This is a genomic window from Pseudomonas sp. UTLPPB19802, assembly GCF_059730225.1.
In genome coordinates this window covers 4,749,066-4,763,171 of the sequence record NZ_AP048545.1, presented here as the reverse complement: position 1 = coordinate 4,763,171, position 14,106 = coordinate 4,749,066, and the positions used below count along the sequence as shown (strand labels likewise).

Annotated in this window: 13 protein-coding genes; 6 read left to right on the top strand and 7 right to left on the bottom strand. The window is 56.2% G+C overall.

The window, feature by feature from the left end:
- Positions 1–73: 73 nt before the first annotated feature.
- A complete protein-coding gene (locus AC6I6U_RS20550) occupies positions 74–472 on the bottom strand; it encodes a hypothetical protein (protein ID WP_497877862.1) in 399 nt (132 codons plus the stop codon).
- A 388-nt stretch (positions 473–860) separates the two neighbouring features.
- On the bottom strand, positions 861–1,172 hold the full coding sequence (locus tag AC6I6U_RS20545) for a hypothetical protein (protein ID WP_497877861.1): 312 nt from the start codon (positions 1,170–1,172) through the stop codon (positions 861–863).
- A 682-nt stretch (positions 1,173–1,854) separates the two neighbouring features.
- Here AC6I6U_RS20545 and AC6I6U_RS20540 point away from each other — a divergent pair.
- A complete protein-coding gene (locus AC6I6U_RS20540; protein ID WP_497877860.1) occupies positions 1,855–5,859 on the top strand; it encodes an nSTAND3 domain-containing NTPase in 4,005 nt (1,334 codons plus the stop codon).
- 51 nt (positions 5,860–5,910) lie between these two features.
- Here AC6I6U_RS20540 and AC6I6U_RS20535 read toward each other — a convergent pair whose 3' ends face one another.
- The gene (locus AC6I6U_RS20535) at positions 5,911–6,864 is read right to left on the bottom strand and encodes a hypothetical protein (protein WP_497877859.1); all 954 of its coding nucleotides are present in this window, start codon (positions 6,862–6,864) and stop codon (positions 5,911–5,913) included.
- A 1,164-nt stretch (positions 6,865–8,028) separates the two neighbouring features.
- Here AC6I6U_RS20535 and AC6I6U_RS20530 point away from each other — a divergent pair.
- On the top strand, positions 8,029–8,673 hold the full coding sequence (locus AC6I6U_RS20530; protein WP_497877858.1) for a DUF6896 domain-containing protein: 645 nt from the start codon (positions 8,029–8,031) through the stop codon (positions 8,671–8,673).
- A gap of 91 nt (positions 8,674–8,764) precedes the next feature.
- Here the strand turns inward: AC6I6U_RS20530 and AC6I6U_RS20525 are convergent, their stop codons facing one another.
- Positions 8,765–9,127 carry a DUF6124 family protein gene (locus AC6I6U_RS20525; RefSeq protein ID WP_497877857.1) on the bottom strand — a complete coding sequence of 121 codons (363 nt, stop codon included), beginning with the start codon at positions 9,125–9,127 and terminating at the stop codon, positions 8,765–8,767.
- A 599-nt stretch (positions 9,128–9,726) separates the two neighbouring features.
- On the opposite strand from AC6I6U_RS20525, the gene AC6I6U_RS20520 reads away from it, so the two are divergent.
- Positions 9,727–9,972 carry a hypothetical protein gene (locus tag AC6I6U_RS20520; protein WP_497877856.1) on the top strand — a complete coding sequence of 82 codons (246 nt, stop codon included), beginning with the start codon at positions 9,727–9,729 and terminating at the stop codon, positions 9,970–9,972.
- A gap of 9 nt (positions 9,973–9,981) precedes the next feature.
- On the opposite strand, the gene AC6I6U_RS20515 is transcribed toward AC6I6U_RS20520, so the two are convergent.
- Together AC6I6U_RS20515 and AC6I6U_RS20510 are read right to left on the bottom strand one after the other, a co-directional pair.
- Positions 9,982–11,508 carry a conjugal transfer protein TraG N-terminal domain-containing protein gene (locus tag AC6I6U_RS20515; RefSeq protein WP_497877855.1) on the bottom strand — a complete coding sequence of 509 codons (1,527 nt, stop codon included), beginning with the start codon at positions 11,506–11,508 and terminating at the stop codon, positions 9,982–9,984.
- Entirely contained in the window at positions 11,505–11,858 is a 354-nt protein-coding gene (locus tag AC6I6U_RS20510; protein WP_497877854.1) for a hypothetical protein, read from the bottom strand. The genes AC6I6U_RS20515 and AC6I6U_RS20510 overlap by 4 nt, the downstream gene beginning before the upstream one ends.
- 307 nt (positions 11,859–12,165) lie before the next feature.
- On the opposite strand from AC6I6U_RS20510, the gene AC6I6U_RS20505 reads away from it, so the two are divergent.
- On the top strand, positions 12,166–12,645 hold the full coding sequence (locus AC6I6U_RS20505; protein ID WP_497877853.1) for a hypothetical protein: 480 nt from the start codon (positions 12,166–12,168) through the stop codon (positions 12,643–12,645).
- Positions 12,646–12,723: 78 nt separating this feature from the next.
- Positions 12,724–13,110, top strand: coding sequence for a hypothetical protein (locus AC6I6U_RS20500; protein ID WP_497877852.1), 387 nt, complete (start codon positions 12,724–12,726; stop codon positions 13,108–13,110).
- Between the two features lie 98 nt (positions 13,111–13,208).
- Here AC6I6U_RS20500 and AC6I6U_RS20495 read toward each other — a convergent pair whose 3' ends face one another.
- Positions 13,209–13,610 (bottom strand): winged helix-turn-helix transcriptional regulator, encoded by a 402-nt coding sequence (locus AC6I6U_RS20495; RefSeq protein ID WP_497877851.1) that lies wholly within the window; start codon positions 13,608–13,610, stop codon positions 13,209–13,211.
- Between the two features lie 81 nt (positions 13,611–13,691).
- Here AC6I6U_RS20495 and AC6I6U_RS20490 point away from each other — a divergent pair, with 81 nt between their 5' ends.
- Positions 13,692–14,102: a DoxX family protein gene (locus AC6I6U_RS20490; RefSeq protein WP_497877850.1), complete on the top strand. Its 411-nt coding sequence runs from the start codon at positions 13,692–13,694 to the stop codon at positions 14,100–14,102.
- Positions 14,103–14,106 lie beyond the last annotated feature (4 nt).

Here is a 14,106-nt window from a genome sequence, read left to right as displayed (position 1 = left end):
GGCCTCGGTAAGAACCGAGGCCGCTCACAGACTTAAACGAAAACAGCGGGCTGCAGGTGCAGCCCTTTACCCGTCAGGGAAGTAGATCGTAGGTCACGTAGGCAGTGCCGCCGCCGTTCTGCGTCATTGCTGCCCACAGGCCCTGGCCTGCTGGGATGACCACCGAGAACGGCAGAGTGGCAGAGCCGGCAACAGCAGACAGGATAACGGGCACGTTTGTCGACCAACGACCTTCCGGAGCGGTCGCACCCGTGCTCAGAAAACCGTTCCCGGCCGGGCTGATCATGGTAGCGGTTCGCACTACCGCGCCATTGACGTTCTGTGCCGGAGTGAAGATTGCCTCGGTGTAGCTGGTTGCGACCGATTTGAAGCGGCTGCCGATTTGTACAGGTTCCATTTTTTCACCTATTGAGTCGAATGATTGATCGCGGAGAATTCCGCATTCACGTCGCTCAAAGGCAATCTGCAGCAAGAGGCTCTCAGCTCTCGGTGGAGGATTTTTGTCTCGCCATAGCTGTATGTTTGTACAGTATATCAATACGCTAGACAGATCAAGCATTTGAACTGCGCTCAACCTGAAACAGACTCAATCCGGTGTAAGCCGCGGCGCTGCACAATGCGCTGACGAACAAATGAGCCCCCCACGGCTCGCGGTTGCCGCGACTGGCCCACTCCAGAGTTGACCTGGCCAAGGGACGTCGTTTTCAAAAAAACGCGCAGGATCCTGGCAAACTCATTCGGGCACTCATCGGCGGGCCAGTGGCCGGCCCCCTCGATCACTGCTCCACTCAGGTTCTGCGCCACCGGTTCGAGGAGTTGGGCCGTTTGCTCGGCAAAGCCCCATCTGACCCGATTCCACATCAGCGAGTGCTGTGGCCAGCCATGGAGAAGTACGACCGGATCTCCTTGCCCAGCGAACCGATAGTGCATATCAACACCATTGGCGCGGACTTTGTTGTGATGAATGGTGCGCTGCTCATTTTTCCAGTTTCCATGAGGTGCTCCAGTGCCTGCTCCGGATTGGAGGGCATGCTGCGTTGAAGCGCTATCTGTTCAGGTACTACTGCCGCCAGCACGGATAAACGGGCTGGCATTACTGTCGGCCTGCTGAAGAAAACAACAGCGCGCGGGAAGGGCGGGTTCTGGTGTGAGTGGCGATTCATGATTTTCACGAATCAGTGAGGCCACCCTGTAGAGAAGTTAAGCATCTTGGGCGAAACGGGGAAGGATTTATGTGCGCCAGCAAAGCGTGGTCGCCTAGTGCTGATCGCATAAGCGAAAAGCAACCAAAATGGCGCGCTCCAGCCCCATGGACCTTTCGGCCACGGAAAAGAACAGCGACCAGGCTAGTTTGTTGCCGTCTTGACGACCAGGCGCCAGTGCACGGCAACCTTTTGGTCTGCGTGCCGGTGTTGGTTCTGGTGGGGGAAGTGATCGCCCCTGCGGGCGGTTAGCTCTTTCCCGCATCCTGTACAGAGATAGATGCCGGAAACGGGGACTGTAGCGTCGTTTTGGTAACTCAGGTTCCACTCGTCCGAGTCGCCGAGAAGTGCCATGGCCATCTTTTGATCCCTCACATGATGATTTCTGACCACCTAACGCTACTACACTCGGAGTCAACCCGGTTACTGGTATTGCGTCCATGCTGGATGCCCTGACAGGGGTAGCCAGGCTGCCCCGATCCTGGGTGGGGAGCAGGTTTGTTCCGTTGCTTCGCTATTCCTGTGATACTGAATGGCCATATTTCATCGCTGAGAAGGAGACTGCCCGGCTCAGGGCCGGCTTCTCCATTCTCTGCCATACAGGCGACGCAGACGCTCCGCGGCGTGGCCAGGAACCACTGAAGGACACTACATGAGCACGGGTAACAATCCTGCGAACGCCACGCCATCAAGCAATGTCGCAGCGAACAGCAATGCCGGCTCTACGGTAGGAGCTGGCGCTGCCCTGGCAGGATACGACTATCAGCTCAATGTGTCGGTACTGGCGGCCCTTCGGCTGTTGTTGATCACCAAGTCGGCGACGAGCCTGACCTTGGAGCCGGTCAATGAAGAAGACCTGGAGGCAGATCTGGAGCCTTTCGAGCCCAGTCCGGTGGTGCCCAAGGCCGCCATGGTCGGTTACAAGTTGGTTATGCAAGTGAAGTTCTGCACGGGAGAGCCATGGTCGGTCGCAGACTTCGAAAGCTTGCTCAACCATGGCAAAAGGCGCCGGCCTGCAAAGCATCACCTTGATGATCCGGATACCCACTTCCTGTTGGTGACCAACGCGGACGCAAAAGGTGTCGCGCGTGATCTGCTGGTCTCGGATTTCGAGGAAAAGCCCGACCCGGCGGCGTTTCCCCCCGCCCTTAGGCAGACCCTGACGAAGAGGCCCGAGGGGCGTGTAGCCATTTGGGGAGGGCTGACTGACGAGCTGATAGAGTTCAAGATCAGGGAAATTCTGGCTGACTTGTTGCGCATTCCGCATCCCCGCCTAAAGCAGTGTCGTGAGAAGTTGAAGGCTGAGTCTCTACGTCGCATGCGCGGCTCAGGTCCTGGAGTCTGGACGCGTGATGGACTACTGGCCATCGTGCGCGAGCATGGGGGCTTTCTGGCGAGCGCGGCGGAGCTGGAGTCTTTTGTCGAGCCCTCGAACTTTGAGGCAATGCTGTCGCGCCTTCGTGAGAGAGGTGCCCTTGTCATTACCGGACCTTCCGGAACGGGCAAGACACTGGCCGCACTCGCGTTGTGCGAGCGGGCCCGGTCAATGGCGCCAGGCCTTGATGTCGTCACGGTCAATCCTGCTGAAGGCCCATCAGTCACCAGGCGCTTGGTAGACGCAGGCCCGACGCTGTTTTATCTGGAGGACCCCTGGGGGCAATACAGCCTCAGGTCTGGCTCTGAAAGTTGGACTGAACAACTGCCCAGGCTGCTACCGGGCGCACGTCCTGCCCATCAATATGTGATCACCTCGCGTGCTGATGTCATGCGGGCGGCTCAGGCGGATCAGGATCTTAAGCGGTGGGCCGTAGAACTCAATGCTGACCACTACAGCGACGGCCAGTTGGCCGAAATCTACGAAAAGCGCATGGCGTTGATTGCCACCTTTCTGCAGCCCAAGGCGCTGGAGTTCAAGGATGAAGTCCTCGAAACCCTCCAGACGCCGCTGGAACTGGACCTGTTTTTTACGAGCCTTTCTGAAGGGCCTGAGCCGGACGAGTCGGATTACTTGTTCCTGCACCGACTGCTGGGCCTGGCCCATCGCGATGCGGTTGAGGGGGTTGTCGTCAAGTACCTGAATGCGGTTGACCAAGTGGGGCTGTCGGCGGTGATCTGGGGGTTGCTGATGGCGCGCGGTCATTTCGATCGAGCGCAGTTGAGTGCGGTTGTGCGCCGACTGCGGCGCATCAATGCGCCTCTGGGGGAGCAACTCGAGGGTGCGGTGGATCGGCTGATTGCTGCTCGACATCTACGCCAGCCCAATCGCAAAGTCACGTTCTCACATCCGAGCGTTCGAGCCGGGTTTGCGGCGTTTCTCGAAAAGAACTGGTATCGCAGTGAGGATGCTCTCAATGCACTGTTATCCGCTCTGGTCTCATTGACCGGTGAGCAGCGTGAGTGGGGCCTGGAGACGGCTGCACAGGTCTTGAGCAAAACGCTGAGTTTCAGTGCAGACTTCAAGGACGGTCATGATGCATTTGACGTGGATGAGACCAGCAGCGACTTGATTGATCGCTGGCTCAGCGAGTCGCTCCTCGATCCCCGTTCTGAGTTCGTGCCGCTGCTGGAACTGGCTGTTGACAGCGGGTCTGCCGACTCCATGCCTTCAGAGGTTGCACGATGGATCATCAGGTGGAGAAGGAGGGGCGGAGGCTTCTTCATTGAGGGCTGGACGCCGCCAACGTTTAGTGATGAGTGGTACGACCGGGTGAGCGCCGATGCCCGTTCTGCGGTGATCGTGGGTCGCTTCATTCGGGAACAGTTGGCGCAGGATTTTGGGGAATACAGTCGGCATTTCGTGCCTCAGCTCGACCGGATCGCCACTGGGCTGGCGTCGGTCTTTATCGAGGTAGCGCATGAAATAGTAGGATCCCCGTTCCATTCGAATGCCCGAGTGATTGCTGCTGGAGCGATAAGAGACCTGCCGGGATATGAGACTGTGCTGGTCAAGGCCTTGGCGGAGCTTGATGCCTTGCGCTTCTCATACCTGCGCAATGCCGAGCAATGGCGGTCCATTGAGGACGGAGAGCGCGACAGTGCGTATGAGGAGTGGTACTGCTCTCAACCGGATGACGAGGGCGAGGCCTCCCGCATTCTTGTTGTCACCTACATCTCTGCCAAGCGCTCCTCGGGAAGCTGGCGAGACCTGGCCGAGCATGCTCATGCCAAAAGCCTCGCCGGGGCATGGGCACGCAACATCCTGGACACCGGGCTTCGAGCCGGGGAAGAGGAATTACTCAGTGTTTTGAGTATTGCCTCGGGTAGTGAGGATGAGGATACCGTGTGGAGAGCAGCTCACAAGCATTGGCACCCTTCACTGGAAAAACCGTTGTTGGATCGACTGCTTTCCTTGCCTGGGGATGAGCATCTCCGGGAGTCGCTGATGCTCTGTGCCTACACCATGGCCCCGACTGTCCTGGTCGAGTGTCTCAAGGCGCTCGTCAACTCGCCAGCGGCCCTCATTCACCTGCTGGTGTACCTCGGCGTGGTGGCGAAGAAGGAGGAGGGCAGTCTTCTTGATCTCAGTGGTCTTCCTCCTGAGACCACTGAGATACTGAATGCCCTGTATGCGACGGATGTGCCACAACGCCTCAGTCTTCCGGCGCTCTCCTTGTTGGAGTTGACTGCGTCGAATTGTTCTTTGACCGTGCTGGCGCACATCGCGCCGATCATCATTGCAAGTGGCGGTGTACCGACTGGCGCCATTGAGCGTTGGCTGGCTGAAAGCACGGAGGCGGCGAGTGCACTAGCCGCAACGAAAGCGGCGATCGCGATAGGCAGTGAGCCGCTTGTATGGCGAGCCTTGAGTCATCGGCGTGCCGATGCACGGTGCGCTGCGTTCGAATACCTCGCAGCCACGCTACCGGATCCGTTGCCGCCGGCGTTGCTCGACCTCAAGAGCGATCCTGGAAGTCGAGTACGGCTTGCGCTCGTTAATGAACTCAGTGGCCGGCCGCATACGGATCATTTGCCGGTCCTGATGGCGCTGTCGAAGGATCATTGGTCCGACGCTGAGTCGCCCTATGACGAACCGACTTCGTACAGGATTGCACGTGAAGCGGTCGTTGCACTGGCGGCTTATGATCAACTGTCAGATGAACTTGGCAAACAGCTCATTGAACTCGCCAGTCCCACCGAAGATCTGGGCTTACGTCGTATGGCGCTCGCTGTGGCTGCCAGCATGTGTAATGTCGAGATCCGTCAGCAGATCTGGACCGTGGTCGAAAATGAAAACCTCGAGTCCTGGGCTCGTGCGAGTGCTGTAGAGGCTTTGGCTTTGGCGCCTTTTGTTGAAGCTGAGATTTTGAGCAAGGTGACTGCGCAGCTACTGATGAGTGTGCCTGCGAGATTGGCCGCTTCACTCATGGCTTTGGTGAGCAGGCAGTTTTCTGTTGATGAGGCAGTGACGGTGATTGAGCAAGTTGGCCAGTCCCAGGCGCACCGAGCATTGCTGTTGCTGGGCGCCTACGAGCTGGAAAGTCGTGATCGCGTAGCGGCCATGGGGCTTCTGGATCTGCTGGACGTTGGTCATCCTGCTCGCAAACTGCTGGATGAGGACGGCCCGCTGCTACCTTCTAACGTGCTCGATGACCTGGGCGATGTGCGAATTCGCAAGCGGGTGGGGGAATGGTTGAAGAGGCGTATTGAGGAGCGTTAGCGTTGCCCAAATGCACCCGGACGGTAGATGTCTCAAGGTGAAAGCTGAAACCTAATTTCCTAGACATATACGACAGTTTCCACCGAAACCGTGCGCTCCTCCAGGTGCAGAATGCGAGAACTGTCCGCTGTCTTTGAACCCAGAAGGGCAGGCGGGAGCCGCAGGCCTAGGGAGCCAACCATCACCGCTGCATTGGGCGATCAGCTTCTGTGTCGCCAGGTTTGTTTCCACAGCAGTTAGCTTCTTCGAGAGGGCTATGGATTCGCCTTGAAGCTCTGTTGCCCACGCCCCAGCGGCAAACCCGGTTTGCGGCAGCGAAATTGGAAGAGCTCCTGAAGAGGTTGTCAGGATCAGTTGTACAGGGCCATATGTCCTATTGCCGTTTGGATCGATTGCTGCCTTCCTCGTACAAAGAAGCGACCACTGTGCTTCACTTTGTGGAAGCTGAAAGCCCACGATATTGAATGTTTTGTCATAGGGCTGGACCTGTCCGTTATTCTGCGAGCTGCAAGAAACAATTTCTGGATCAATGGCCAGTGAGTCTACCGTTTGTGGTGTAGAGCTTGTACGTTTCACGCTAATAGAGAAAACAGTGGGCGCCTCTCCAGGAGGAATGGATACCGATGTTGCAACGCCCTTGGCACTCAGGGCCCGGCAGGCCAGGTAAGCATCCAGGGAACTGCGCACTACTAGGCTTGAGTCTGCTTGATTGTAAGTCGTGCTGGTGTCGAGTGACTGTTCTGACTTGCAGTAATCATCTTTTGAGGAGTAGGACAGCCCTAGCGCTGACGCTGCATCTTTGTAATCAATTCCAAAGCCAGAGCTGGATGCCTTGCATACTTTTTGGTAGTAAAATTTTCTTTGGTCTGAGAACGACACGTCGTGGCGAACGTCCCGAGATGCATATCGTAGGATGTCTCCGCAAGATTCGGATTCTTCAGCGAATGCAATAGCTGTAAGTGTGCTGAAAAATATCGAAATTGTCACTGTGAGAGCTGCTTTCAAGATGTACTCCTTGCTGGCGTGCTTGTCAGTTGTTTTTAGGTTTTTTTAATTATTTGTCAGCGGCGATTTTGGCTTTTGCGTGCTTGTCCAAGGTATTCCAGGCTTGATCAAGCTGTTTGCTGTCGACGGATTTTAAAGGGTTCGAGATCGTCGGCATAACATTTGGAGTTTTGATGCTTTTTGCAGTGTTAACATTTTTTGTTGGTTTGATAGTATTAAAGCAAAAGCGGCTAGCGCCCCGCCCGATATGACGTAGGGGACGTCTGTTTTTAATATTCCAGGTATGGCAGAGGAAAATCCAGCACCTGCCAAGGCTATCGTTATTACGCTAACCCAGCGAGCTAGGTCGCTTAAGTTGTTTGCAAGGACTACCAGGCAGAGGGTGAACAATAGGAAGAGTACCCAAAAAATTAAGGTCAGGGGTACATTGATGTCGAGGTTTCCAACGACTCGCGATCTAGCCACTTTTATCTCCCTGATGTGAGCTTGCCTACTGCGCAGGCACAACGCTATCACGCATTGAAACCATAGATCAGGGGAGGGAAAATGCAAATTGGGGCTTTACATTATTTTGCTCTCTGCGTGCAGCTTTTAATGGCGCTGGATCGGCTTTGTGCGTGAAATTATTGACGCCGCAAAAATGTCGTTTCGTTGGGGGTGGGTTGGCTGTTTTGTTTGTGGTAATAAATAACTAACTGATGTTGATAAAGTATAGTAAGCACTTGTTAAATAAGTATTTTTGAAAAGTTAGTCGAGAGACGGTTTTCTTAGGGGATCACAGATCATCTACACTGCGTCTTCATCCTCCTGCCCGGAACTGGCAGCCTATGCGGATAGTATTTTTGACGGGTCTGATTTTGCTGTGGCAGGCGAGGTGTACCGTTTACGCATGCTGTTGTCCGCCCTGTCAGATATCACACTGAGTTCAACGGCGCCGACTGCCAATTGATCGCAGTATGAGGCGCTGGCTTCGATCATGTAATCCATCTAAGTAAGTGAGGCCATCGACCCTGCAGCTGGTATTCTTTAGCCTGCTTGGAAAATAGAATCGAACACGGACGACAGTACCGCAATGAACCGCCTGACAATCGTTCAGCACACCTCCAGATACGCCAGCAAGCCATACCCGACGTTCGCCATCGATGGCCTGCCATTCGAGGCTTCATGAACACCCAGCTCGCCCGTTTGATTTCTGACTACCAGGCCGGCGTCCGAGCGGCAGTGCAGCTTATGCAACGTTCTGGTATCGAATTGCCAGCGACCAGCAACGATTGGCTGGCCTCTGATGTTCCCGAGCAAGGAACGCTTGAGGGCGGCATACGCTACTTCAAGCATGGCTGCGGCTGCGCCGTGCTGCTGTCCACCGGCGCCGTTAGCTTTGACTTTGGTGATGAGGCAAAGATCGACGGCTTCAACGTCGGACGGCTCGCGGGCTTTGCCGGGTCCTGTTTGCCAGAATACGGTTTCGCCACGGAGGATGCGCTCCGGGCGTGTTTCCAGGCAGAGGTCGAGCATGGCTCGTTGGTGTATTCGGGGTACGTCCTCTACTACGTTGCAGGGGCTGCTCATTCACGCACCGTCGACATGCTTGCGAACAGACCGCCGCGACTGGAGATTGAAAGCGTCCGGTATAATGAGTTTCTCGAACTGTGGGAGCAGGGTGCATTTGATGGGCAGCGACTGGGCCAGGCGTTCTACAACCATTTTCGTCTGCATCGCCTCTGCGACCAGGCACTTTTGCAAGTCTTGTATGAGGCCAACGGCGACCAAGCCCGCGTGTTGATCTTGCGTGTTTTTCAGATCCGATAGCTGGGTGCGGTTCGGCGGCATGCGCAGTGGGTACGAGTAGCGCGGGAAGTACTGCTCCTGCTTCCCGCTGTTGCTTGAAGTGTCAGCGCTATCAACCGCTGGCGCTGATCGCCTGCTCATTCAGAACCTTGTCCATCCTCAACTGCGCCAGCTCGATCAGGTGCACCACGCCCATCGCGACCTTGCGATTGGGGCCGGTCTGGTTGTCGGCATTTTCATAGGCTGTAGCCGCGGCCGACTGCAGTATCGAGTGGATATCGATCAAGGCCTCTTCCTGCTTCACGGATGGGCAGTCGCATGGCGCTGTCGCATCGGGCGCAGGAGGCGGCAGAGGAGTGGAAGTCGGGCCGGCATCGGGGCCAAGGTTGTAGTGGGATAGCGCCCGGTCGGCGATACGGGAGTCGATGTTTGCCGCGTTGGGGCGCGACGGGGGATTAGGGGTTACTTTGAACATGTCTGCACTTCCAATGTTTAAGTGGAACTGCCAGTTATCGCTGCTAAACGAAGAGGTGGCAGCTGTACGCAGGTTAGCAGACCGGAACATTGGGAACCCGGCGCACCCGTGAGGGTGCCCTGCGCACAGCCACCATAAAAGCGAAGACAAAAAATGTCTCGTCAGGGTGGCGTTATGCGCCCAATGTTTCAGTTTCCAGGCTGCTAAACCCGATCACTGATGAGCAGTGACGAATCGAAGACTAGCGGTGAGATTGGGCGCAAAACAAGCACTTGGAATTGTCTCGGAAATTTCACTCAAGGGAAAGAGAGTTGTCTTGCCGTTGACTGAATGATCCGAGTTTTGTTGCTCTTGCTGCCGAATCGATTGTTATTTGGGAAAAGTCCTACAAGCCCCTACAGGGACCCTCTGCCAAGCTGACCTGAGCGTCGTACCGAGAATCTGTACGACGAGCGAAATCTCAATCAGGAGCTTCGAAGCATGGCTGCCAAAACGAAGAAAAAGGGACTTGTCTATCGGCTGGGCTACGCCTTTGGTTGGTGCTCTGGGCGTTACCTCCGGTGCGAGGAACCGGTGATTCGCTGGGCACTGAAAAAGGCATGCCCGCCACGTTGGCGAGCGTGCTGTGTGGGGGGATCAGGTTGTCGTTGATCGGTGTTTTTCTGTACCTGGCGTTTTGGGTTGTGGTTACAGTTTTGGGGATTTATTTACTTAAAGAAATTTTGCTGAACAGCTCCGAGACAATTCAAGAGGAGGAAGCTCCGTGGGTTGATCCTGAGAACCTTTTTCCTGACCCGTATTCTCTGGAAAACAGAATCGATCCTGTGTTTCATCGTGATCTTTAGATTTAATAATCATTTTGATTTCTTGTTAATTGAGTTTTTTATAGTACTTTCCAATATATTTTTACCGTTTGAACCATATTTCTGAGGACTGATGCTTCCTTCAGCCAGTCCTTTTAGAAACTGACCTGTGTGAATTCCAGTCCAGGCCAGAGACGCCAACCAAAACGACGGCAAGAGGATGAACATTGCGCCCATCACTATCCCGAGCAGAAAGTCAGCCTGTCCGTTGTTCAGCCCCATCAGCGGGTTCAAATTCGCATGGGGCGAGTTGAGCCCGTAGAGGGCATTGAAGATTGTGCTGTCGACCCATCGGGCCAGTTGGAACCAGAAGTCCACGAAAATCATCGCGAACTGCACCACCGAGATCGTGGCTACTGCTTTGAGGTCGTAGCTACCAAGCACGAGTATTAGCGGGATGCAGATCACCAGCGCCATCTTCAACAACGCCATCACCATCGGCAACGCCTGGCGCACGACATCCATCGCCGGCATGTTCGTCATTGTGCCTACCGTCGTCCCCACCGCCCCAGTCACCCGTGCGGCAAAGTCCGTAACCGAAGGGCCGACCTGGTCACCGTAGTCGGTATAGACCTGACCCTGGGTCATCTTCTGGTTCGTCGGCGATATCACCTGCCGAATGATCGCGTCGTCCACCTTTTCCTTGCCAGCGGCGCTGGCCCAGCTTTCAAAGCGTTCCAGCAGGGAACGGTCCACCTCGGCAAGCACCCGGTCTCGCAATCCCTTTCCCTGGTCATTCCACCACTGCTTGCACAACGGATATCCACCCCCGTCTTTAGCCTGGGGCAGGCCCGCATCCCGGGTCGCGTTGTAGGGCCATTCGGTCCTTGGGGTCTTGGAGTGATAGGTGTCGTAGAAGCCCGGCGTCTCCAGGAAATACCGCGAGCCAATCCAATTGATATCGTTGGTCTGTTCCTCGGTCAGGGGCGGGCGCTTCATGAACAGCTTCGCCCTGGAGTAGCCGTAGCAGTCGTTGGTGAACTCGGACAGTTCCTGAGCCAGCAGCGGATTCTTCAGCCGGGCGTTGTTCACCTGCATGCGCATCTGCCGCAAGTCGGTCCCGCAGGGAATGGCCGCCACTGCGGCGCCGCTCACGGCCTTGGACATCGAGTGCACGAAGAACCACCAGAGTGGCACCTTCGCGCTCTGGTCGTTCAGGGTGGTGAAAGACTTGCCCCAGCCGGTGTTCTGGGGCAAGGGTTGCAGGGTCTGGCACTGTTCCGAGCGGCTCTTGTCGTATTTCAGGGTGCTCAGGTCGAGGGTCCAGAAAGGCACTCCGACAAACATGATCACGGCAGTCGCCAGCCACAGGCGGTGCTCGATTCTGGCGCTGGCGGCAAACGCCATATCGGCGCCGCCACCGTCCTCCCGCGCCTGGAACCACTCCTGGAACATGATCACCAGGAAGGGCAGTGCGAACAGCCCCGAACCGACCAGCACTTCCCAGATCCCATTGCTGACCAGCCAACCCACCAGGGTCAGGTAGTATTCCAGGTAGTCGTTGGTATAGAGCGTCATACCAGCTCCTCCCACAGGGCCAGGCCCCGTACCAGCTCGATCAGCAGGATGCCCTGGGCAGCGGTGATTTCGGTCTTCTTCATTCTCTTGAGAACGACCGGCTGAACGCTGAGTGTCTTCCTGCGAAACCGGACCCAGCCCCATGCAACGAGACTGAACAAGACGATCCGGGCGAGCAGGAAGCACCAGTAGTTATGGACCTGCCACTCCTGCCATGCAGCGAGGCGCATGAGGGAGACGCCGCCCATACTCACGAGGCTCCACACTAGCAGGCCCAGGAGGGCGACTGCCATGGGCACGACGACAATCAGCGTCAGGAGCTTGAGGTATTTGCGAGTGCTCAAGTGCATGGCTGGACCGCCTGTGTGCATGCGCACCGTGAAGAGAGGGAGCGATACCCGGCGTGCAGTGGTTCCTCATCTACCGGCGACTGGGCTTGCTTTATCGGAGCTGCGGTTGAGATCGTTGATGGAGTGTGGTTAGTTTGGGAGAGGTACATGTTATGGCTCCTGAAAGAGAAGCCTCAAATCCTCCTCAGCGCCTCACGCCATCGCAGCAGGAAAACTGGATCGCGGTGGGCACTTTTGGCGAGGGCGCCATCTCCTGTGACTAGAGGAGAATCGAGTAAGTGCACTGCCTGCTTCAGCGAGATTTTTAATGAGTGATAGTGTGGCGGTTTTGGTAAACGCTTTCAGGAACACCTCCCCGCAGGTGGAGCCTCTGAGGACATTCGATCCGGATTGCATGGTGCGGATACCTGGCTGCCAGTCGATTCTGGAGGTGCTGCGCCTCATCAGCCACGGCGGGCCTTACTGGGCCTCTCGCCATGTCACGCTATGGTTTCCCAGCCCGGCAAATGCCTGGGTCCTGGTGTACCCGCTTTGGCAAACGAGTGCCCCATATTTCGACTTCATGTACACCCGCAAAGAGCCTCCCGAGAAAGCCCTGGCAGCACTGTTTGAGACGTACAGGCAGTGTTCTGTTATCGACTGGTCTCCCGGCCGCCTGGCTTGCATCGAGGTGCTTGATGAGAACCTTGAAACGCTCGCCGAGATCATCCAGGCAGCAGTGGAAACTGCCTGCGGGGAGCGCATCACAATCATTGAGGCCGCGTACGAGCAAGCGGACAGGGCATGACTCATTTGCTGTTGGCCACAACACCGTGATGTTCAAGAAAACGCCCGAACCATTACCCTTCACGAGGAAGTATGCAGAGTGAGTCTTGAGTTTTTTCTGGAGGCCGATAGCGGGCTCACTTTGCCGGTTCTGGAGCAGGTCTTGATCAAGGCTGGCGCCGAGGAGGTCTACTGGAAGGATGAACTGCTGAAGGCGTACTTCACCTCCGGTATTTCAGTCTGGGCCGAAGAAAAGACCAAAGACTTCGATATCGATGCAGAAGATACCAAGGGCATAGACTTTCGTGTCCGGGTATACTGCAACCTCAGGATAAAAGGGCCTGAGCCAGAAGGGCATTCGAGCATGGAGGATCTGGAAAAGGTCGCCCAGGGGATTTCCCAGGCCTGCCCAGCATTCTTCGTGATCAGCTTCCAGTACGAAACCACGATGTACTGGCGGGACGCCAAAGGGTTGCACCGCTGTTGAGATGATCGACTCTCGGGATTTCAATCACCGGGAGCGCCTCGTAGATCGCTGAAGCTGCCTGGCACTGGCAGACCAGACCGTCCTGAGCGGCGATCACCTCATTCAGGCTTCGGTGCCGCATTGGCCCGACGTCCGCGAGCTGGCGACTTCACCGGCAAGCTCTTGCCGTATTCATTCCACCACGCGGTCAAAGCCTCCATCGTGGGGCCCAGGCCGCGGGCTTTCGCCGTAATCTCGTATTCAACACGTGGCGGTACTTGCGCGAACACGGTGCGTGATACCAGCCCATCCGCCTCCAACTCACGCAGTTGCGCCGTCAGCATGTGCTGGGTAATGCCGGGGATCGCTTTTCTCAGCTCACCGAAGCGATAGATCCTCTGGTTGAGCAACCACATGATCTCAAGTTTCCATTTGCCTGATAGCAACGCAAAAGCACGGCGCATCTCCTCGTGCATATTGATCTCGCCGGCTTCATTAGTCTGGTTTTCCATACTAGGCATCACTAATTCATCCTACTTGTTGGTTTTCATCTTAGACAACATCCTTGGGCAAAGTCGATATGAACCCCTTGGAGTCTTCTCATGGCTGCGATCTTCGCCTACTGGGTCAGCACGGTACTGCTGACACTGCTCTACCTGATGTCAGCAACGCTGTATGTCAAGAAAAAGGACTGGGTGCAGCAGACCCTTGCCGAACTGAACTACCCGGCTCCCTACCTGGTGCCGCTGATGGTGGTCGTGAAGGTTCTTGCACCGTTGGCGATCCTGTCACGGTTCAGCCTGCCGCTGAGTGACCTGGCCTATGCCGGCGTTTTCTTTCACTTGCTGCTGTCCGGGTCTGCGCACCTCGGCGTGCACAAGCCCAAGGGCGCAGCGCCTGCCGTCATTGGCCTCGTGCTGCTGGCTGTGTCGTTCACCACTCAAAACGCTGCACGCGACGTGCCTTCGCCTTATGGCGTGGTCGCCGCGATACCCCAACTCATCCTCAACTGAAAGG

Excerpts from the sequence above, each read along its gene's own strand:
- AC6I6U_RS20540 (WP_497877860.1), top strand. The coding sequence starts at position 1,855 with ATGAGCACGGGTAACAATCCTGCGAACGCCACGCCATCAAGCAATGTC.
- AC6I6U_RS20530 (WP_497877858.1), top strand. The coding sequence starts at position 8,029 with ATGAACACCCAGCTCGCCCGTTTGATTTCTGACTACCAGGCCGGCGTC.
- AC6I6U_RS20525 (WP_497877857.1), bottom strand. The coding sequence starts at position 9,127 with ATGTTCAAAGTAACCCCTAATCCCCCGTCGCGCCCCAACGCGGCAAAC.
- AC6I6U_RS20520 (WP_497877856.1), top strand. The coding sequence starts at position 9,727 with ATGCCCGCCACGTTGGCGAGCGTGCTGTGTGGGGGGATCAGGTTGTCG.
- AC6I6U_RS20515 (WP_497877855.1), bottom strand. The coding sequence starts at position 11,508 with ATGACGCTCTATACCAACGACTACCTGGAATACTACCTGACCCTGGTG.
- AC6I6U_RS20510 (WP_497877854.1), bottom strand. The coding sequence starts at position 11,858 with ATGCACTTGAGCACTCGCAAATACCTCAAGCTCCTGACGCTGATTGTC.
- AC6I6U_RS20505 (WP_497877853.1), top strand. The coding sequence starts at position 12,166 with ATGAGTGATAGTGTGGCGGTTTTGGTAAACGCTTTCAGGAACACCTCC.
- AC6I6U_RS20495 (WP_497877851.1), bottom strand. The coding sequence starts at position 13,610 with ATGCCTAGTATGGAAAACCAGACTAATGAAGCCGGCGAGATCAATATG.
- AC6I6U_RS20490 (WP_497877850.1), top strand. The coding sequence starts at position 13,692 with ATGGCTGCGATCTTCGCCTACTGGGTCAGCACGGTACTGCTGACACTG.